Raw genomic sequence first — 20,102 nt, forward strand, 5'->3', positions numbered from 1 at the left:
ACTAACAATTTAAGGTGATTATCGCAATGGGGCTCACCTCTTACCATTCCGAACAGAGAAGTTAAGCCCATTAGCGCCGATGGTACTGCCACAGGTGGGAGAGTAGGTCGTTGCCTTTCTTTAAAAAACCTCAATCTTTGATTAGATTGAGGTTTTTTTGTTTTTATATATAATAACTTTTTAAAAAAGCATACTTCGTAGGTTTTAATTCTTCCCTCGTTACTTTTATAATTTTAAAAGAAGTAATTTTGCCTTAAAAAGGAAGAACATGAACAAATCAATTTATATCGCTGCTAGTGATGCTAATTCAGGAAAATCTATGCTGAGTTTGGGATTGATGCAGCTATTACTTCGTAAAAAACCTAAAGTGGGTTATTTTAGACCTATAATAGACAATCCAATAGGAAATAAGAAGGATAATCATATAAATACAGTGCTTAATTACTTCAATTTAAACAGTAGCTATGAAGATTGTTATGCTTTTACTAGATCAGAATTAATTAGGATGCTAAATGATGATCAAGAGGACGAAGTAATTAATAAGATAATAGAAAAGTACAAGACATTAGAAGAGGAAAATGATTTTGTAATTATTGAAGGAACAGATTTTTCTGATCATGGAGCTGTGATAGAGATGGATTTAAACGTTCTTATCGCAAAAAATATAGGAGCGCCTGTAATTATCGTTTCAGGAGGTGTAAATAAATCACTTGAAGATTTTATACAAAGCTTACGATTAACCTATGATTCTTTTATAAACAAAGATGTACAGGTCATTGCAGTTGTGGCAAACAAAGTACAAGAAAAAAATATTCCAATTATAGTAGAAGAAGTTGGTGTTAACTTGCCAAAGTCAGTTTCTGTTAATGCCATTCCTATTGACCAAAAATTAAATAATCCAACAATTAAGGAGTTTTTAATGGAAGTTGAAGGAGAAATTTTATTTGGAGAAGAGTTCCTAAACAATACAACAGGTGATATAAAAGTTGGAGCAATGCAATTATCACATTTTTTACATCACTTAACTGATGATAGTGTTGTCGTAACTCCTGCAGATAGGTCAGATATTTTGTTAGGAACATTACAAGCGAATATTTCTAGTAATTACCCATCTATATCGGGAATTATTCTTACAGGGGGGATGGAATTAAATTCTTCTATTATTAAGTTAATAGAAGGGTTGGAAAAGATAGTACCTATCCTTTGGGTAAAGGACGGAACATTTAGTATTGCCTCAAGATTAGGTGCCGTTCGTTCACACATTTATGCTGAGAATGTAGATAAAATAAAAATATCAATCAGCATGTTTGAAAAATATGTTGATGTAGCAAGTTTGAATGAAAAACTAGCTAGCTATAAAGGCTCTGAAGCATTAACACCAAGAATGTTTCAATATAACTTATTAAAAAAGGCTAAGGAAGCTCGCAAGCATATAGTATTACCAGAGGGAAATGATGATAGAATTTTAATAGCCGCTTCCCAACTACAAAAAACAGACGTTGTTAAGTTAACAATATTAGGAAAAAGAGTAAATGTAGAAGCTTCAGTCAAACGATTAAATATTCCTTTTGATTTCGATAAAACTGAAATTATCAACCCAATAGAATCTGAATACTTTGCAGATTTTTCCAACACGTTATATGAATTGAGAAAACACAAAGGATTGAGTCCAGCCATGGCAGAAGATTTAATGGGAGATGTTTCTTATTTTGGAACAATGATGGTGTACAAAGGAATTGCAGATGGAATGGTTTCTGGGGCAGCACATACTACTCAACATACTATAAAACCAGCTTTACAGTTTGTAAAAACGAAACCTGGGTTTTCAGTCGTTTCATCAATTTTCTTTATGTGTTTAGAGGATAGAGTTTCTGTATTTGGAGACTGTGCCATTAACCCGAACCCAACAGCTGAAGAATTAGCAGAAATTGCAATTTCTTCAGCAGATTCGAGTATTGCATTTGGTATAGATCCTAAAATAGCTATGTTATCATATTCATCAGGTACTTCAGGAAAAGGAGCAGATGTAGATACGGTTAGAAGAGCTACTGAAATTGTGAAGGAAAAGCGTCCAGATTTAAAAGTAGAGGGACCAATTCAGTACGATGCAGCGGTTGATCCTTCCGTAGGAAAAAAGAAATTACCAAATTCAGAAGTTGCAGGTCAAGCCAATGTGTTAATTTTTCCGGATTTAAATACCGGAAATAATACTTATAAGGCAGTACAGCGGGAAACAGGAGCTTTGGCAATCGGACCAATGTTGCAAGGGTTGAATAAACCTGTAAACGATTTAAGTAGAGGTTGTACGGTTGATGATATTTTTAATACTGTAATTTTAACTGCAATTCAAGCGCAAGAATAGCTTGCTCATTAATTTAAAATAGATGAAAGTTTTAGTCATAAATTCAGGAAGTTCCTCAATAAAATATCAATTGTTTGAAATGCCTCAACAAGAAGTACTTTGTTCAGGATTGATAGAAAGAATTGGTTTAGAGTTGGGGAAGGTTCACTATAAATCTAACAATACTAAAATAGAAGAAGAGGTAATTGTCACAGATCATAAATCAGGTTTAGAAAGAGTAGTTGATTTATTGTTAGATAAAAAAGTAGGAGTAATTTCTTCTACAGATGAAATTAAAATTGTTGGGCACCGAGTAGTGCATGGAGGTAGCACCTTTACAAAAACAACTATAGTAACAGAAGAGGTTAAAAAGAAAATAGAATCGTTATTTTCATTAGCGCCATTACATAATCCAGCAAACTTAGAAGGGATTAGGGTATCTGAAGCTATTTTTAAGAATGCACAACAAGTAGCCGTTTTTGATACAGCATTTCATCAAACCATACCAGTTGAGGCTTATAAATATGCAATTCCTAATAAATTTTTAGATGAGCATAGAATTCGCTTGTATGGGTTTCATGGTACGAGTCATAAATACGTGTCGGAAAAAGCAAATGAGTACCTTCAAAAAAAACACTCAAAAATTATTACGATTCACTTAGGTAATGGATGTAGCATTACAGCGGTTGAAAATGGAAAGAGTATTGATCATAGTTTAGGATTTGGCCCTGTTACAGGGTTAATTATGGGGACTCGTTCTGGAGATATAGACCATTCTTTAATTTTCTATTTGATAAATAATTTAGGATACGATGTTGATGATGTAAACAACATGTTACAAAAAGAAAGCGGAATGCTAGGTTTAACAGGATTTAGTGATTTACGTGATATTGAAGCAGCAGCAGCAAAAGGAAATAAAAACTGTCAGTTAGCATTGGATATGAATGCTTATAGAATAAAGAAATACATAGGTTCTTACGTTGCAGCAATGAATGGTTTGGATGCAATTGTATTCACGGCAGGTATTGGTGAAAATTCTGATGTGATTCGAAGATTAGTCTGTACAGATATGGAGTATTTAGGCATTGAAATGGATATAGAAAAGAATGCTGTTCGAGCAAAACAATTAATAGAAATACACAAAGAGATATCGAAAGTAAAAGTATTGGTAATTCCAACAAACGAAGAATTGGAAATTGCAAAACAATCTTACGAGTTATTATAGTATGAATTATAAATATGCTTATTTAGTACGGTTTCAATATTTAGGTTTTCGCTTACACGGTTGGCAAAAACAACCTAATTTAAAAACAGTTCATTTTTTTGTTGACAAGACATTAAAGTTTGTGTGTAAAGGAATTCGATGTAAGTCCGTAGGAGTTGGGAGAACGGATGCAAAAGTTTCCTCGACTAATTATTATTTTCAGTTGTTTATTGATGAAAAATTAAACGAAGCTTTCTTTATAGAAGACTTCAATCGAAATTCACCTTCTGATATTCGAGTGTTAGCTGTAGAGCAACTTCACGATGAAGAGTTTAATATCATTCAGCATCCTAAAGTAAAAGAGTATCGTTATTACTTTTCCTTTGGAGAGAAAAATCATCCCTACTGCGCTCCTTTTTTAACGGGGTATTTAGATGAATTAGATGTTGAATTGATGAAAGAAGGTGCACGATTGTTTGAAGGTTTTCATAATTTTAAACATTATTGCACCAAACCATCAGCAGAAACCAAAGTAGCGCGTAGTATTGATGTATGTAAAATAGAAGAAAATACGGAATTATCCGCTTCTTTTTTTCCAGAGAAAAGTTTTGTGTTGGTTATTAGAGGGAGTGGGTTTTTACGGAATCAAATTCGTCTAATCATGGGAGCTTTAGCTGAATTAGGTAAAGGGAACTACGATTTAGAATTTATCAAAAAAAGTTTAAGACCAGAAAATAGTGATATCGATTTTATGAAAACCATCGCACCAGCTTCTGGGTTACATTTACATAAAGTAGAATTTAAAAAAGAGTAAGTGACAAATTTTATTCGGTGTCTTTTCTGGACGCTATTTTCAATAAATACGCACTTCCTAATTTTGATTCCCTAGTTTTAGGGTTCAAAAATTTTAAGCTAAGCCTTGTTACTCTAAAATGATCAACTCTATGTTTTTCTTTTATAACAAAGCCTTCTTTTTCTACTTTTTCAAGCGGAATATTTCTAATGACAATCCAAACATCATTATCTACATTTTTTAATTCTTCTTTTGTAATGTGAGGTGTATTTCTCTGAGTATAAAAATCTAAAGGCCAAGAATAATCATTCTCATAAAAAAAGATGTCCTTTACATTTATGGTGTCATTTTGATTAATAATGTTTGCTAGTTTTATTCCTCCTTGATATTGTAATAATTCAGGGTAGAAGTAAGAGTTAAGTACCACATTTACAAATACCATTAGCAATACTGAGTTGACAACAATTTTTTTACTAAAATCTTCTTTTTGAATTAAGTTAATGAGTACTGTTAATACTAGAATAATACTCAACGCTATAATTAAAATAGAAGGAGTGTTAAAAGTGCAGCATAAAATTAAAATAACTGCAATAGTTAACACTAAAACCATAAAATAAACAACACCTAAGAATATTTTCAGTGTTTTTTGTTGATTGTCCTTTTGAAGATTGTATAAAATTCCAGCAGTAAAAACAGCTAATAAAGCTAATAACGGATTTAAATAATGTGGTAATTTAAATTTTGAAAAGCTAATAATAAATAGGGTAATTAATACTCCACCTATAGTTAATAATTCTATACCTTGTACAGGTTTAAATTTGTTTACAACTAACTTTTTTATTTGATAATACAAGCCATAGTACATTAAGAAAGCCCAAGGTAAAAAAGTCCAAAGTAGAGAATGAAAAAAGAAAAAGTAATCAGGACTGTTTTGCTTGAAACCAGTAGCTGTTATTCTCTCAACATTCTGACTCCATAGAATAAAATTTACACCATCCATTCCAAATTGAACATAGTAAGCATATACTACAGGAGTAATAGAAAGGAAGAAAGCAATCAAACCTATAAGAACTTTATAAGAGAATATTGTATTAAATTTTCTAGTATAAACGATGTGTGAAACTGTGGCAAAACAAATAATACCAACTCCATAAAACCCTTTAGTAGAAAAGGAGATTCCCATACCAATAGCTCCTAAAATAATAGGAACTAGTTTTCTTGTTGAAACATATTCAAACAATTGCCAAATAGCAAAAATAGTTGCTCCAGTTAAGACAGCATCAGTACGAACATCGTGGTTAGCTAAAATGATAGATTGACTAGTTAAGAAGATAAGAGAACCAAAGTGAGCAACACTTTTACTATATAATTTCCCTGTTAATTGATAAATAGAATAGGCTCCTAAAACAGTAAACAATAAAGCTGGGATTCGGTAAGCCCATTCGTGTAGGCCAAAAATTTTAAATGAAATAGCAGATAACCAAAAATGCATATGTGGTTTATCTAAATAAGGATTAGGACCTTTTAAAAGTTCAAAAAAATTATCACTTAAATACATGCGCATAGCCATTGTGGCATGTTGCGCAGAATCATTAGCCATTAAGGGAATAAATAACCCTATAACATACACGATTGCCACTAAAAAATAGAGGTATTTAATGTTTTTTTGCTGGTAAAAAAAGTCCATAAATTATGTATTGAGTGAAACAGTTGTTAACCGTACCTTACTTATAATAAAAGCCAATCCTATTAAAGAAATTAAAGCCGTAATAATATTAAATGAGAGCCCAATACTTGTCGCAATTGTTTCTTGGGTATTTAAAAAGGAGGAGGCTTTTAAAAAGATATACTCTCTTGCTCCAAATCCAGCAAAAGAAACTACTGAAAGTACTGATGAAATTAGAAAAACAAAACAATAACTAATAATTCCAGTTATCTTTAATTGAAAAGCTTTAATAATGCAAACAATGACACCCACTTGTAACAATTGAATAACTAATGAATAACCAAAACTATAGTTATAATATGTGTTGCTATTTTTAAAAATCCGAACCATTATAAGCTTTGCTATAAAAAAAGAAGCTAAAGCTATAATGATACTTACTAAGAATAATAATGAGTTGAAAAAAAACAAATACCCGCCCATTAAAATTAATAGAGAAAAAATAGCTAATAAACCAATAAGTCTATCAACAAATACACATTTAGTTAGCTGTTTGGTTTTCCAACCAAATTGTTTATTTAGTATATATATTTTGTAAGCATCTCCCCCTACACCTCCAGGTATGAAGAAGTTATAAAACATCCCAACAAAATACAATTTTAAATTGCTACCTTGACTTAGGTAAAATTGGTTATGATGAAAAATGTAATTTAATCGTAAAGATGAAACAAGCTGTGAAATCACAAATAATGAAATAGCCAATACTAAGTAAAAAGGATTGGAGGTCTCATATAATTTGATGACTTGGTTAAAGTCAATTTTTGTAAAAACCAAGTATAAGAGTAAGATGCTTACTCCTATTTTGGCTAAGGTTTTAACAAGCTTCTTATTCACTTACATGAATTTTTCTAATAGTATAAGGACGTTTTTTTTGCGACTCATAATAAGTTCTCATTAACAAGTCAGTAATAATCCCCACAGTAAAAAATTGCAAGCTAATAATAACTAGCATAACACCAACAATTAACAAAGGTCTGCCCCAAATATCTTGTCCCAATAATTTTAATATTAGTAAGTAGAAATTAATGGCTAATCCGAAGAACATAAAAAACAACCCGAAGTTACCAAAAAGGTGTACAGGGCGCTGCATATACTTTCTTTGGAAGATAATTAATATGATGTCATTGATCACCTTTACAGTTCTTCCCAACCCATATTTAGATTGTCCATGGATTCTCGGATGATGTTTTACAGGAACCTGAGTAATTTTTGCTCCGTTTAAGTGAGCTAAAAGATTGATAAAGCGGTGCATTTCACCGTACAAGTTTAAATCTTTAGCTATTTCTTTTTTAAATACTTTTATCGCACATCCTTGATCTTTTAAATCCAAACGAGTAGCTCTTCTAATTAAAAAATTTGCAATTTTAGAAGGAATTGTGCGAATAAAAGAGTCTTTTCTTTTAGCTCTAATTCCTGTAACTACATCCCAATCTTCAGATTCAGCTTTTTCAATCATATGAGGGATATCTGATGGATCATTTTGCATGTCACCATCAAGGGTAACGATGTAATCACCTTTCGCTTGATCAAAACCAGCAGCTAATGCTAAACTTTGTCCGTAATTTTTACGTAACTCAACCAAAACAACTCGAGAGTTGTTCATGTTAATAACATTTTTCTTTGTGTTATCGGTTGAAAAATCGTCAATGTAAATGATTTCATAATCGAATCCTTTTAAACTATCATCAATCTGTTTAGTTAAAGGAACTACATTGTCTTCTTCATTGTAAACAGGAACAATTACAGATATGAATCCGTAGGATTTTTTATTTGACATAGGTGCTTATTTATTGGGCAAAGTTACTACAAAGAATTTAAAAAAAAATAAAAGCTCATTTTTTAAATGAGCTTTTATTTAGATATAATATTGAAGAGAAAAAACTAATCTCTAATTAAACTTCTTGAGATTACAATTTTCTGAATTTCTGAAGTTCCTTCATAAATTTGAGTGATTTTAGCATCACGCATTAAACGTTCTACATGGTATTCTTTTACGAAACCATTACCTCCGTGAATTTGAACTGCTTCAACAGTTTGTTCCATAGCTACTTTAGAAGCATATAATTTTGCCATAGCACCTTCACGATCGTAGTTTTCACCAGCATCTTTTTTGCAAGCAGCAGCCATTACTAAGTGACGAGCCGCAGCAATTTCTGTATACATATCAGCTAATTTGAATGCGATAGCTTGATGATTGCAAATTTCAGTACCGAAAGCTTTACGCTCCTTAGAGTATTTTAACGCTAATTCGTAAGCTCCAGCAGCAATACCTAATGCTTGAGCAGCAATACCAATACGTCCTCCAGATAACGTCTTCATGGCAAATTTGAATCCGAATCCGTCTTCACCAATACGATTTTCTTTAGGAACTTTTACGTCGTTAAACTGTAAGGTATGAGTATCAGAACCACGGATACCTAATTTGTCTTCTTTCGGTCCAACGTGGAAACCTTCCATACCTTTTTCAATAATAAAAGCATTGATTCCTCTATGACCTTTAGCTCTATCAGTTTGTGCAATAACTAAATAAGTATCAGCACGCCCACCATTAGTAATCCAGTTTTTAGTACCATTTAATAAATAGTAATCACCTTTGTCTTCAGCAGTAGTTGCTTGCGAAGTAGCATCAGAACCCGCTTCTGGCTCACTTAAACAAAAAGCTCCTATTTGCTCACCAGTAGCTAATTTTGTTAAGTACTTTTGTTTTTGTTCTTCTGTTCCGTAAGCTTCTAAACCGTAGCATACTAACGAATTGTTTACAGAAACCATTACTGAAGCAGAAGCATCAATTTTTGATAATTCTTCCATAATTAATACGTAAGAAACAGCATCCATTCCACTTCCTCCGTATTTAGGATCTACCATTACTCCCATAAACCCTAACTCACCCATTTTGCGAACTAGTTCATTAGGAAACTCTTGTTTTTCATCTCTTTCTATAACTCCTGGCAATAATTCGGTTTGAGCAAAATCACGTGCAGCATCACGAATCATTAAATGCTCTTCTGTAAGGTTAAAATCCATTATCTATTTTATATTTTGTTAAATTCGTAAAAAATGTGCTCAAAGATACTTTTTTAATAGCAATTTTTCAATAGACTTGCTATTTTTACTTTATGCAAGACAACTATATTTATTGTATCGGATTAATGTCAGGAACTTCTTTAGATGGAATAGATTTGGCATATATAAAAATACATGAAAATTCATATAAAGATTTTAGAATTATACAAGCAGACACAATAGCATATTCTAATCAATGGAAAAATAAACTACAAGAAGCTATAAATTACGATAAGAAAGATTTACAAATTTTAGATGTTGATTACGGTAAATTTTTGGGAAAAATATTAAATAACTTTATAAAAGAACACCGTATCACTAAATTAGATTTCATAGCTTCTCATGGGCATACCATTTTGCATCAGCCAGAAGTAGGAATAACGTTACAAATAGGCAATGGCCAAGAAATAGCGACGATAACTAAGAAAGATGTTGTTTGTGATTTTAGAACTCAAGATGTAGTGTTAGGAGGACAAGGAGCTCCTTTAGTGCCTATTGGAGATAGGCTATTATTTTCCGATTATGATTACTGTTTAAACTTAGGAGGTTTTGCAAACATTTCTTATGAAGAAAATAAACGAAGGATAGCTTTTGATATCTGCCCTGTAAATATTGTGCTAAATTATTATACACGTAAAATAGGAGTAGAATATGATAATGATGGAAGAATGGCTTCAGAAGGAAAAATTAATGTTGAATTATTAAGACGATTGAATGCGCTTTCCTTTTATCAAGAGCTTCCTCCAAAATCGTTGGGGTTAGAATGGGTACAGTCAACTATTTTTCCTTTAATAGATAAAGAGGAAGCAGATATATCGACTATTCTAAGAACTTTTGTAGAACATGTAGCGATGCAAATAGGGAATGTTGTTAAAAATGATGCTACTATTTTAGTAACAGGAGGAGGAGCGTTCAATACGTTTTTAATGAAGAGAATAGAATTTTTTGCACAGACAAAAATAAAACAAGTAAGTACAGAACTTATCGATTACAAAGAAGCGTTGATTTTTGCGCTATTAGGCGTGTTAAAAGTTCAAAATAAGGTAAACTGTTTACAGTCAGTTACTGGGGCAAAGAAGGATCATTCTTCAGGAAATATTTTTTATCCACATAAAAAAAATAAAGTACTTGAGTAATGTTGTTTTTTATGATAAATTTGTTCGGTAACAACTACACATTAAAACCTATAGTATAATGAATCAACTTTAGCTTCCCCTAAGGGGAATAATTACAACGAATTTTTTGAATATGAAAAAGAAACAGATAAAGTTGAAAATCATCTATTATAACATTAAACAATGAAAGAATTATTAAAGCAATACGAAGAAAAACAACCAGAAATAGTATTTAATTGGAAAGACCCTGAAACAGAAGCAGAAGGTTGGACAGTTATCAATTCGTTAAGAGGAGGTGCTGCTGGTGGTGGTACACGTATGCGTAAAGGATTAGATAAATATGAAGTAATGTCACTTGCTAAAACTATGGAAGTGAAATTTACGGTATCGGGACCAGCAATTGGAGGGGCAAAATCAGGAATTAATTTTGATCCGCAAGACCCTCGTAAAAAAGGAGTTTTAGAGCGTTGGTATAAAGCTGTTGCACCATTATTAAAAAACTATTATGGAACAGGAGGAGACTTAAATGTTGATGAAATCCATGAAGTAATTCCGATTACAGAAGATAGTGGAGTTTGGCATCCTCAAGAAGGAGTTTTTAATGGACATTTCAAGCCTACTGAAGCAGATAAAATTAACCGCATTGGTCAGTTACGTCATGGAGTTATTAAGGTATTAGAAGATGAAAGCTTATCACCAAGTGTAGCTAGAAAATATACAGTAGCTGATATGATTACTGGATATGGAGTTGCTGAAGCAGTTCGTCATTACTACGATATTTATGGAGGAACAGTAGAAGGAAAGCGTGCTGTAGTACAAGGTTTTGGTAATGTAGGTTCAGCAGCAGCTTATTATTTAGCACAAATGGGAGCTAAAGTAGTAGGAATTATAGATCGTGTTGGAGGAGTTATTAAAGAAGAAGGATTTTCTTTTGAAGAAATTCAAGAAATGTTTTTAAATAAAGATGGGAATACGTTAGTGTCTGAAAACATGATTCCATTTGAGGAGATGAATGAGCGTGTTTGGAATCTTCCTTGTGAAGTTTTCGCACCATGTGCAGCTTCAAGGTTAGTTACTCAAGAGCAAATTAACCAAATGATAAATTCAGGATTAGAAGTTATCTCTTGTGGAGCAAATGTTCCGTTTGCAGATAAAGAAATTTTCTTTGGATCTATTATGGAAGATACAGATAAGAAAGTAAGTTTGATTCCAGACTTTATTTCAAATTGTGGTATGGCAAGAGTATTTGCATACTTTATGGAGCGTAGAGTAGAAATGACAGATCAAGCCATTTTTGAAGATACATCAAATACTATTAAAAAAGCATTACAAAGAGCACATGCTAAAAGTGCAGCAAAAACTCACATAAGTGAAACAGCTTTTGAAATAGCATTAAAAGAACTAGTGTAAAATTATTAGTCTTTATGATTACAAAAATGCTGTTTTTGAGTAATCAAGTATAATAAAAGTAAAAGTCTTCCTTTATTGTTAAAAGTAAGGAAGACTTTTTATATCAAACAATTTTAAATAAAAGAAATCGTTAGTTAAATAGCGAAAACATAATATAAATCCTAATTTAGTATTCATGCTATTATTTCAAGAAACTCAGGAGTTGGTAGAGGAAGTACCTCAAGAAAAAACGTTATCAATCTATAATTTAATTATGGATGGAGGTGTAGGCGGTCAAATCATTATCGCTTTGTTATTCGTGTTATTAGCCGTAGCTCTTTATATTTATTTTGAACGTTTTTTTGCTATTAAAGAAGCATCAAAAGTTGATATTAATTTTATGGATCAAATTAGAGATCATGTAACCAATGGAAGAATAGATAGTGCTAAATCACTTTGTGATAATACCGTAACACCAACAGCCAGATTAATAGGAAAAGGAATTTCTAGAATAGGAAAACCTTTGGAAGATATTAATACAGCAATAGAGAATGCAGGAAAACTAGAGGTTTATAAACTAGAAAGAAATGTATCAGTACTAGCAACAATAGCAGGAGCTGCTCCAATGATAGGTTTTTTAGGAACTGTAATTGGAATGATTGTTGCGATTCATGAAATAGCAAATTCAGGAGGACAAATTGATATTAAGATGTTATCGGATGGTTTGTATACAGCTATGACAACTACTGTAGCAGGATTAATAGTAGGAATTATTGCATATATCGCTTACAATCATTTAGTAGTTCGTACAGATAAGGTTGTTTATCAAATGGAAGCAAAATCTGTTGAGTTTTTAGACTTATTAAACGAACCAGTATAATGAATTTACGAGGAAGAAATAAAGTCAATCCAAATTTCAATATGTCATCAATGACTGATATTGTTTTTTTGTTATTGATATTTTTTATGTTAACATCAACATTGGTTACAGTAAGTGCCATTGATGTCTTGTTGCCTAAAGCTGGAGGTAAAACAGAGAACAATACATCAGTAGCAGTAACCATAACAAATGATGCGTCGTTTTACATAGATAAAACAAAAGTCAGTAATGTAAATTTAGAAAGGGAGTTGCTAACTAAGGTAGGCGTAGACAAAAAGAAAACAGTGGTTATTCGGGGTGATCAAAATGTGCAATATAAAAATGTAATGCAGGTGATTGATATAGCGAATAGAAACAAGTTAAAAATGATTTTAGCTGTTGAAGGCAAATAAATGAAAGTTTTAGATACCCAACATAAACGTAAATCGGCTGTTATTACAGCAATTATTCTGATATTATTTATTATTGGAATATTCAATTACGGAATGAAATATCTCGATCCACCTATTGAATATGGCCTAGCGATTAATTTTGGTGCCTCTGAAGTAGGAAGTGGAGAACCTGTTGAAAAAACTAAGGCACAAGCAACGTCACAACAAGAGGAAGTAGTGGAAGAACAAGTAGAAGAAACTCCTGAAGAAACTATCAAAGAAGAAATTATTACAGATGACACAGCGGAAGAAGTCCCAGTTGTTGAAAAACAAGTAGAAAAGAAAGAAGCTGTAAAAGAAACTCCAAAAGAAGTAAAACCTAAAGAGAAGCCAAAGCCAAAACCATCAAAAGAAACCACAGATGCGTTAAATAGTCTATTAAATGGAACTTCAAAAGATGGTGCAAATACAGGAGAAGGAGATGATAAACAATCAGGTGTAAAAGGAAATGAAAAAGGAGATCCTAATTCAGATAAATACTATGGAAGCTCAGGAAGTGGTTCTGGAGGGAATTATAACCTTGCCGGTAGAAAAGCTTTGTTAAAACCAATAAAAAAACCAGACTGTCAAGAGGAAGGCACAGTGGTGGTAAGTATTGAAGTAGATCAAAACGGACGAGTGATAAAAGCAACCCCAGGGGTAAAAGGAACTACAAACTCAGCTCCATGTTTGTTAGAGCCAGCAAAACAAGCAGCTTTAAGAACTAAATGGAATGCTGATGGAAATGCACCGTCAAAGCAACGAGGAACTATTATCTACAAGTTTTCTCTTTCAAAATAACATATCTTTGCTGAATATTTAGAATAATGATGTTTTCAATTAGGTTGTGCCGAAGTAAAAACAACTATTGAAAAATTAATAAATACAAATACATGAAACTAACTGTTATTGGAACAGGATATGTAGGATTGGTATCAGGGACTTGTTTTTCAGAAATGGGAAATAAAGTTACTTGTGTAGATATTGACCAAGAAAAAATAAACAAACTACACCAAGGAATCATCCCTATCTACGAACCGGGATTAGAAAAAATGGTTTTGAAAAATGTGGAGAAGCAAAACTTATTCTTTACAACAAAGCTAGAAGAGGCAATTGAAGAAACTGAAATTGTTTTTATAGCAGTAGGAACTCCGATGGGAGAAGATGGTTCAGCCGATTTACAATATGTGTTAACGGTAGCAAAAGAAATAGGGCAGAAGATGAATCACCGGTTAATTGTGGTTGATAAATCTACGGTACCAGTAGGAACAGCTGATAAAGTAAAGGCAGCGATTCAAGCAGAATTAGATCAGAGAAATGTAACGATTGAATTCGATGTAGTTTCTAACCCAGAGTTCTTAAAAGAGGGAGATGCTATTAACGATTTTATGAAGCCAGACAGAGTGGTGATTGGAGCAGAATCTGATTATGCGTTTGAAAAAATGCGTCAGTTATACACGCCATTTACCATGTCATACGAACGTTTTATAGGAATGGATGTTCGTTCTGCTGAAATGACCAAGTATGCTGCTAATGCAATGTTAGCAACAAAAATATCCTTTATGAATGAAATGGCAAATATTTGCGAACGAGTTGGAGCAGATGTCAATAATGTTCGAGCAGGAATTGGTTCCGATTCAAGAATAGGGTATAGTTTCATTTATCCAGGAGCAGGATACGGAGGCTCTTGCTTTCCAAAGGATGTAAAAGCATTGAAAAAGATTGCGGAAGAAAACGGATACGAAGCACAGTTGATTAAGTCGGTAGAAGATGTAAACAATCGTCAGAAGTATGTGATTTCCGAAAAAATAATTAAAAGATTTGGAGAAAATTTAACAGGAAAAACGTTCGGTCTTTGGGGTTTGGCGTTTAAACCAGGAACTGACGATATGCGTGAAGCTCCAGCGATTTATGTGGTGAAAGAATTGGTGAGAAGAGGAGCAAAAGTACAAGCCTATGACCCCAAAGCAATGGAAGAAGCACAACATTTTTATTTAAAAGATGTTGAAAATATAGCTTACAAAAACACAAAGTACGAAGTATTGCAGGAGGCTGATGCATTGGTGTTGTTAACAGAATGGAAAGAGTTTCGTTCTCCAGACTTTTCAGAAATTGAAAAACAACTGAAAACTCCTGTTATTTTCGATGGAAGAAATCAGTACAATAGTTACAGTTTAGAAGAAAGAGGATTTGAATATTATCAAATAGGTAAGAATTAATGAAGATCTTAGTTACAGGAGCAGCCGGTTTTATAGGGTTTCATTTAAGTGAAAGATTGTTAGCAGAAGGACATACAGTTGTTGGGATTGATAATATCAATGATTATTACGATATCAATTTAAAATATGCTCGATTAAAAGAATTGGGGATTGATAGAGAGAATGCTGAGGTTTTTTATCAAGGAGTTGTTAGTAATACCAAAGAGAATTTTAAGTTTATCAGATTAAACTTAGAAGATAAAGAAGAGTTATTTCAATTATTTATTTCAGAGAAATTTGATGTTGTTTGTAATCTAGCAGCTCAAGCGGGGGTTCGTTATAGCATCGAAAATCCTGATGTGTATATTCAAAGTAACATTGTTGGTTTTCTGAATATTTTAGAATGTTGTAGACATCATGAGATTAAACATTTGGTGTATGCGAGTAGTTCAAGTGTGTACGGAGCCAATAAAAAAGTGCCATTTTCTGAAAAAGATAGTGTAGATAATCCTGTGAGTTTATATGCAGCAACGAAAAAGAGTAACGAATTGATGGCGTATACCTATAGTCATTTGTATGAAATCCCGACAACAGGATTACGATTTTTTACCGTTTACGGACCATGGGGAAGACCTGATATGGCTCCAATCCTTTTTGCGGATGCGATTTCAAAAAATCGCCCGATCAAGGTGTTTAATAATGGAGATATGGAACGTGATTTTACCTATATAGATGATATTGTAGAAGGAGTAAAAAGGGTGATTGAAAAATCTATTGAAGATAGAGAATTATATAAAATCTATAATATAGGTAATAACGATTCTGTAAAACTGTTGGATTTTATTACACAGATGGAAACGAGTTTAGGAAAAGAAGCTATCAAAGAAATGTTACCGATGCAGATGGGAGATGTAAAAAGAACTTGGGCAAATGTAGATGAGTTAATCAATGATTATACTTATAAGCCTAAAGTAAAAGTAGCAGAAGGAGTGCGTCGTTTTGTACAATGGTATCAAGAATATCATAATTAGTTTATAAAATCCTTAATTACAATATAATTGTTTAATGACTTATCAAGAAGTATTAGATTGGATGTTTGCTCAGTTACCAATGTACCAACGTCAAGGACAATCAGCATTTAAAAAAGATTTAACCAATATTATTGCGTTGTGCGAAGAGTTGGGGAATCCACAACAAAAATTTAAAACGATTCATGTAGGAGGAACCAACGGAAAAGGATCTACCAGTCATATGCTTGCTTCTATATTACAAGAGGCAGGCTATAAAGTTGGCTTGTATACTTCACCGCATTTAAAAAACTTCACAGAGCGTATTCGAATTAATGGAGAAGAAATTTCGAGAGATGCGGTAATTGATTTTATCATAAACAATAAAGCCTTTTTAGAAAAACAAGGATTGTCATTCTTTGAAATGACAGTGGGAATGGCCTTTGAGGAATTTGCCAATCAAAAAGTAGATATTGCGATTATTGAAGTAGGTTTGGGAGGAAGGTTAGATTCAACCAATATAATTACACCTGAAGTTTCAGTGATTACCAATATCGGATTGGACCATACTCAGTTTTTAGGAGAAACCTTACCAGAAATAGCGTTTGAAAAAGCTGGGATAATTAAAAAGAATACTCCAGTGGTTATTGGTGAACGTCAAAAAGAGACAGAAAATGTTTTTATCGCTAAAGCGGAAGAGTGTGAAGCACCAATAGTTTTTGCTTCTGATAAAACTCAAAACTATACGACAGATTTATTAGGAGACTATCAAAAGCACAATATAACTACAGCTGTAACTGCGATTCAACAAGTAAAAGAAATTAAAGTTTCTGAAGAAAATATTAAAAACGGATTGTTGAATGTAGTAAAAAACACGAATTTAAAAGGACGTTGGCAGGTGTTACAGGATAATCCGAAGATAATTTGTGATACAGCACATAATAAAGAAGGGCTTTTTTATACCTTAGAACAACTAAAAAAGGAAAATTACAAACAATTACATATGGTGTTAGGAGTGGTTTCAGACAAGAATTTGAGTGAAATTTTACCAATGTTTCCTAAAAATGCAAATTATTATTATTGTAAACCAAATATTCCTCGTGGGTTGTTGGCAGACGAATTAAAAGTTCAAGCTAATGAATTTAATCTGGTTGGAGCGGTGTTTGATTCTGTAAGTCAGGCATTTGAAAAAGCAAAGGCAAATGCGTCTAGAGGAGATGTAATCTATGTTGGAGGAAGTACATTTGTGGTGGCAGAAATTTTATAGAAAAAAAAGCAAAAAAGTTATTGTTAATCTCTAAAACTGTTATATATTTGCACCCGCAATTAACAAGTAAGGGCGCGTAGCTCAGTTGGTTCAGAGCACTTGGTTTACACCCAAGGGGTCAGGGGTTCGAATCCCTTCGCGCCCACAACTCTTACAAAGATTTAATTGCAAACGGGCGCGTAGCTCAGTTGGTTCAGAGCACTTGGTTTACACCCAAGGGGTCAGGGGTTCGAATCCCTTCGCGCCCACTAACTAAAAGTCTCATCATTTCTGATGAGACTTTTTTATTATATATAATCTTTTGTTAATGTAGATTTTTGTAAGTTTGCGGACCTAGAAAGTAGAAAATATGAGTAATCAAAAAATTGCAGTAATCGGATTGGGCTACGTAGGGTTGCCCTTAGCAAGGTTGTTTGCAACTAAATATCCTGTGGTAGGTTTCGATATCAACAAGGAAAGAGTTGTAGAATTAATGTCTGGGATAGATGCTACTTTAGAGGTAGAGAATGAAGTGCTGCAGTCAGTGTTAGTGGATAAGCCATCAGATGTGAATGGATTATTTTGCTCAGCATCATTAGAAGATATTAAAGAATGTAACTATTATATAGTAACAGTTCCAACGCCAGTAGACAAGAACAATCGTCCTGTGTTAACTCCTTTAGTAAAAGCAAGTGAAACAGTAGGGAAGGTGTTGAAAAAAGGGGATATTGTTATCTATGAGTCAACAGTGTATCCTGGAGTTACGGAGGAAGAATGTATTCCAGTTTTAGAAGAAGCTTCTGGACTGAAATTCAATGAAGATTTTTATGGAGGGTATTCTCCAGAACGTATCAATCCCGGAGATAAAGAACATACAGTCGAAAAGATTTTAAAAGTCACTTCTGGTTCTACACCTGAAATAGGTAAGCAGGTAGATGATTTGTATAAATCTGTAATCACAGCAGGAACGCATTTAGCACCAACAATAAAAGTAGCGGAAGCATCAAAAGTAATAGAAAACTCTCAGAGAGATATCAATATTGCTTTTATAAATGAATTAGCAAAGATTTTTGGGTTGATGGATATCAATACAAACGATGTACTAGAAGCTGCTGGAACCAAATGGAATTTCTTGCGATTCAAACCAGGGTTGGTTGGAGGACATTGTATAGGAGTAGACCCGTATTATTTAGCGCAAAAAGCACAGGAGTTTGGGTATCATCCAGGGATTATTTTAGCAGGAAGAAGAATGAATGACGGAATGGGAGAGTATGTCGCTTCTCAGGTAATAAAACTGATGATTGATAAAGATATCAAGATTAAAAAAGCTGAGGTATTACTGTTAGGAATTACGTTTAAAGAAAATTGTCCAGATGTACGTAATACTAAGGTAGTAGATGTGGTAAAGAGTTTGAAAGAGTATAATACCAATGTTACAATATATGATCCTTGGGCTGATGTAGAAGAAGTAAAGAGAGAGTACAATTTGCATTCAGTAAAAGAATTACCAAAAGGTAAATATGATGCGGTAGTATTAGCTGTGGCGCATGATGAATATAAAGACTTGGACTTAAAGCCAATCATGAAAGATGGGGCTGTGGTATATGACGTTAAAGGAGTATTACCAAAAGAACTAGTTGATAGAACATTGTAATGAAAAATTTTGCACTTATAGGAGCCGCAGGATATATTGCTCCACGTCATTTAAAAGCGATTAAAGATACAAACAATGTCTTGTTGGCTGCATTGGATAAAAATGACAGTGTAGGGATTATGGATAGCTATTTCCCGAAAGCAGATTTTTTTGTGGAGTTTGAGCGTTTCGATCGTCATATTGAAAAATTAAAACGTCAGCAAAACATTCAGTTGGATTATGTAAGTATTTGTACACCGAATTATTTACACGATTCCCATATCCGTATGGCATTACGTAGAGGAGCCGATGCGATTTGCGAAAAACCATTGGTGTTAAATCCATGGAATGTAGATGCGCTTGAGGCGATTGAAAAAGAGACAGGAAACAGCATCAATACGATATTACAGTTGCGATTGCACCCGAGTATCATTGCATTAAAAAATAAAATTGAAAAGGAAAACAAGAAAGAAAAGTACGAAGTAGATTTAACCTATATCACTTCTCGAGGAAATTGGTATGATATTTCTTGGAAAGGTGACGAGAGTAAATCGGGAGGAATAGCAACCAATATTGGAGTACACTTTTTTGATATGTTATCTTGGATTTTTGGAAATGTACAAGAAAATAAAGTGCATCTAAGAGAAAAACACAAAGCTTCAGGTTATTTAGAGTTTGAAAAAGCCCGTGTTCGTTGGTTTTTATCAATTGATGAAACGACTTTACCCAAAGAAATTCAAGAGAAAGGGCAAAGAACTTATCGTTCTATTACGGTAAATGGAGAAGAAATCGAATTTAGTTCTGGATTTACCGATTTACATACCACAAGCTACCAAGAGATTTTAAAAAGAAATGGCTTTGGTTTACAAGAAGCAAGACAATCGATAGAGATAGTGCATGATATTCGAAATGTTGAAATTGTAAAAGAGAAAGAAAAGTTCTTTTTTATATAATTTAGTATAAGTTAATTAAAAGGAATATTATATGAGTGTAAAAAATGGTACTTGTGCAGGTTTTGATGAAGTAAAAGAAGATATAATTTAGATACATTAAAAGAATTACCGAAAGGTAAGTGTAGCACTATTATATTAGCTGCAGTT

At 33.0% G+C, this 20,102-nt stretch carries 17 protein-coding genes, 2 tRNA genes and 1 rRNA gene; 16 read left to right on the plus strand and 4 right to left on the minus strand.

Annotation, left to right across the window (positions count from 1 at the left end; genetic code table 11):
• Positions 1-10 precede the first annotated feature (10 nt).
• The 4 genes from rrf to ACN0WY_RS11910 all read left to right on the plus strand — a co-directional run bounded on the left by rrf (position 11) and on the right by ACN0WY_RS11910 (position 4,359).
• A 5S ribosomal RNA gene (gene rrf / locus ACN0WY_RS11895) occupies positions 11-119 on the plus strand.
• 149 nt (positions 120-268) lie between these two features.
• Positions 269-2,362, plus strand: a complete 2,094-nt coding sequence (gene pta / locus ACN0WY_RS11900) for a phosphate acetyltransferase (protein WP_417800483.1) — start codon at positions 269-271, stop codon at positions 2,360-2,362.
• A gap of 22 nt (positions 2,363-2,384) precedes the next feature.
• Positions 2,385-3,566, plus strand: a complete 1,182-nt coding sequence (locus tag ACN0WY_RS11905; protein WP_417800484.1) for an acetate/propionate family kinase — start codon at positions 2,385-2,387, stop codon at positions 3,564-3,566.
• Between the two features lies 1 nt (position 3,567).
• Positions 3,568-4,359 carry a tRNA pseudouridine synthase A gene (locus ACN0WY_RS11910; protein ID WP_417800485.1) on the plus strand — a complete coding sequence of 264 codons (792 nt, stop codon included), beginning with the start codon at positions 3,568-3,570 and terminating at the stop codon, positions 4,357-4,359.
• Positions 4,360-4,369: 10 nt separating this feature from the next.
• Here the strand turns inward: ACN0WY_RS11910 and ACN0WY_RS11915 are convergent, their stop codons facing one another.
• The 4 genes from ACN0WY_RS11915 to ACN0WY_RS11930 form a co-directional block, all read right to left on the minus strand.
• Positions 4,370-6,025, minus strand: a complete 1,656-nt coding sequence (locus tag ACN0WY_RS11915; RefSeq protein ID WP_417800486.1) for an ArnT family glycosyltransferase — start codon at positions 6,023-6,025, stop codon at positions 4,370-4,372.
• 3 nt (positions 6,026-6,028) lie between these two features.
• On the minus strand, positions 6,029-6,895 hold the full coding sequence (locus tag ACN0WY_RS11920) for a lysylphosphatidylglycerol synthase transmembrane domain-containing protein (RefSeq protein WP_330488791.1): 867 nt from the start codon (positions 6,893-6,895) through the stop codon (positions 6,029-6,031).
• The gene (locus ACN0WY_RS11925) at positions 6,888-7,838 is read right to left on the minus strand and encodes a glycosyltransferase family 2 protein (RefSeq protein WP_330488790.1); all 951 of its coding nucleotides are present in this window, start codon (positions 7,836-7,838) and stop codon (positions 6,888-6,890) included. Before ACN0WY_RS11925 ends, ACN0WY_RS11920 begins: the two co-directional genes overlap by 8 nt.
• A 104-nt stretch (positions 7,839-7,942) precedes the next feature.
• Positions 7,943-9,085 (minus strand): acyl-CoA dehydrogenase, encoded by a 1,143-nt coding sequence (locus tag ACN0WY_RS11930; RefSeq protein ID WP_330488789.1) that lies wholly within the window; start codon positions 9,083-9,085, stop codon positions 7,943-7,945.
• Positions 9,086-9,177: 92 nt separating this feature from the next.
• Between ACN0WY_RS11930 and ACN0WY_RS11935 the strand changes: the two genes are divergently transcribed.
• The 12 genes from ACN0WY_RS11935 to ACN0WY_RS11990 all read left to right on the plus strand — a co-directional run bounded on the left by ACN0WY_RS11935 (position 9,178) and on the right by ACN0WY_RS11990 (position 19,955).
• Positions 9,178-10,260 (plus strand): anhydro-N-acetylmuramic acid kinase, encoded by a 1,083-nt coding sequence (locus tag ACN0WY_RS11935; protein ID WP_417800487.1) that lies wholly within the window; start codon positions 9,178-9,180, stop codon positions 10,258-10,260.
• Positions 10,261-10,422: 162 nt separating this feature from the next.
• A complete protein-coding gene (locus ACN0WY_RS11940) occupies positions 10,423-11,649 on the plus strand; it encodes a Glu/Leu/Phe/Val dehydrogenase dimerization domain-containing protein (protein ID WP_330488787.1) in 1,227 nt (408 codons plus the stop codon).
• A 175-nt stretch (positions 11,650-11,824) separates the two neighbouring features.
• Positions 11,825-12,508, plus strand: coding sequence for a MotA/TolQ/ExbB proton channel family protein (locus tag ACN0WY_RS11945; RefSeq protein ID WP_330488786.1), 684 nt, complete (start codon positions 11,825-11,827; stop codon positions 12,506-12,508).
• Complete coding sequence (locus ACN0WY_RS11950) at positions 12,508-12,900, plus strand: biopolymer transporter ExbD (protein ID WP_330488785.1); 393 nt, start codon at positions 12,508-12,510, stop codon at positions 12,898-12,900. Before ACN0WY_RS11945 ends, ACN0WY_RS11950 begins: the two co-directional genes overlap by 1 nt.
• On the plus strand, positions 12,901-13,719 hold the full coding sequence (locus ACN0WY_RS11955; protein WP_330488784.1) for an energy transducer TonB: 819 nt from the start codon (positions 12,901-12,903) through the stop codon (positions 13,717-13,719). It begins immediately after the preceding gene.
• 92 nt (positions 13,720-13,811) lie between these two features.
• Positions 13,812-15,137 carry a UDP-glucose dehydrogenase family protein gene (locus ACN0WY_RS11960; protein WP_417800488.1) on the plus strand — a complete coding sequence of 442 codons (1,326 nt, stop codon included), beginning with the start codon at positions 13,812-13,814 and terminating at the stop codon, positions 15,135-15,137.
• Positions 15,137-16,147 carry an NAD-dependent epimerase gene (locus ACN0WY_RS11965; RefSeq protein WP_417800489.1) on the plus strand — a complete coding sequence of 337 codons (1,011 nt, stop codon included), beginning with the start codon at positions 15,137-15,139 and terminating at the stop codon, positions 16,145-16,147. The genes ACN0WY_RS11960 and ACN0WY_RS11965 overlap by 1 nt, the downstream gene beginning before the upstream one ends.
• A 34-nt stretch (positions 16,148-16,181) precedes the next feature.
• Positions 16,182-17,390, plus strand: a complete 1,209-nt coding sequence (locus ACN0WY_RS11970) for a bifunctional folylpolyglutamate synthase/dihydrofolate synthase (RefSeq protein WP_417800490.1) — start codon at positions 16,182-16,184, stop codon at positions 17,388-17,390.
• A 70-nt stretch (positions 17,391-17,460) separates the two neighbouring features.
• Positions 17,461-17,535, plus strand: a tRNA-Val gene (locus ACN0WY_RS11975).
• Between the two features lie 28 nt (positions 17,536-17,563).
• A tRNA-Val gene (locus ACN0WY_RS11980) sits at positions 17,564-17,638 on the plus strand.
• A gap of 101 nt (positions 17,639-17,739) precedes the next feature.
• Complete coding sequence (locus ACN0WY_RS11985) at positions 17,740-19,023, plus strand: nucleotide sugar dehydrogenase (RefSeq protein WP_417800491.1); 1,284 nt, start codon at positions 17,740-17,742, stop codon at positions 19,021-19,023.
• A complete protein-coding gene (locus ACN0WY_RS11990; protein ID WP_417800492.1) occupies positions 19,023-19,955 on the plus strand; it encodes a Gfo/Idh/MocA family oxidoreductase in 933 nt (310 codons plus the stop codon). The genes ACN0WY_RS11985 and ACN0WY_RS11990 overlap by 1 nt, the downstream gene beginning before the upstream one ends.
• Positions 19,956-20,102: the final 147 nt, after the last annotated feature.

This window comes from Tenacibaculum sp. (assembly GCF_048269885.1).
Taxonomy (GTDB): Bacteria; Bacteroidota; Bacteroidia; order Flavobacteriales; family Flavobacteriaceae; genus Polaribacter.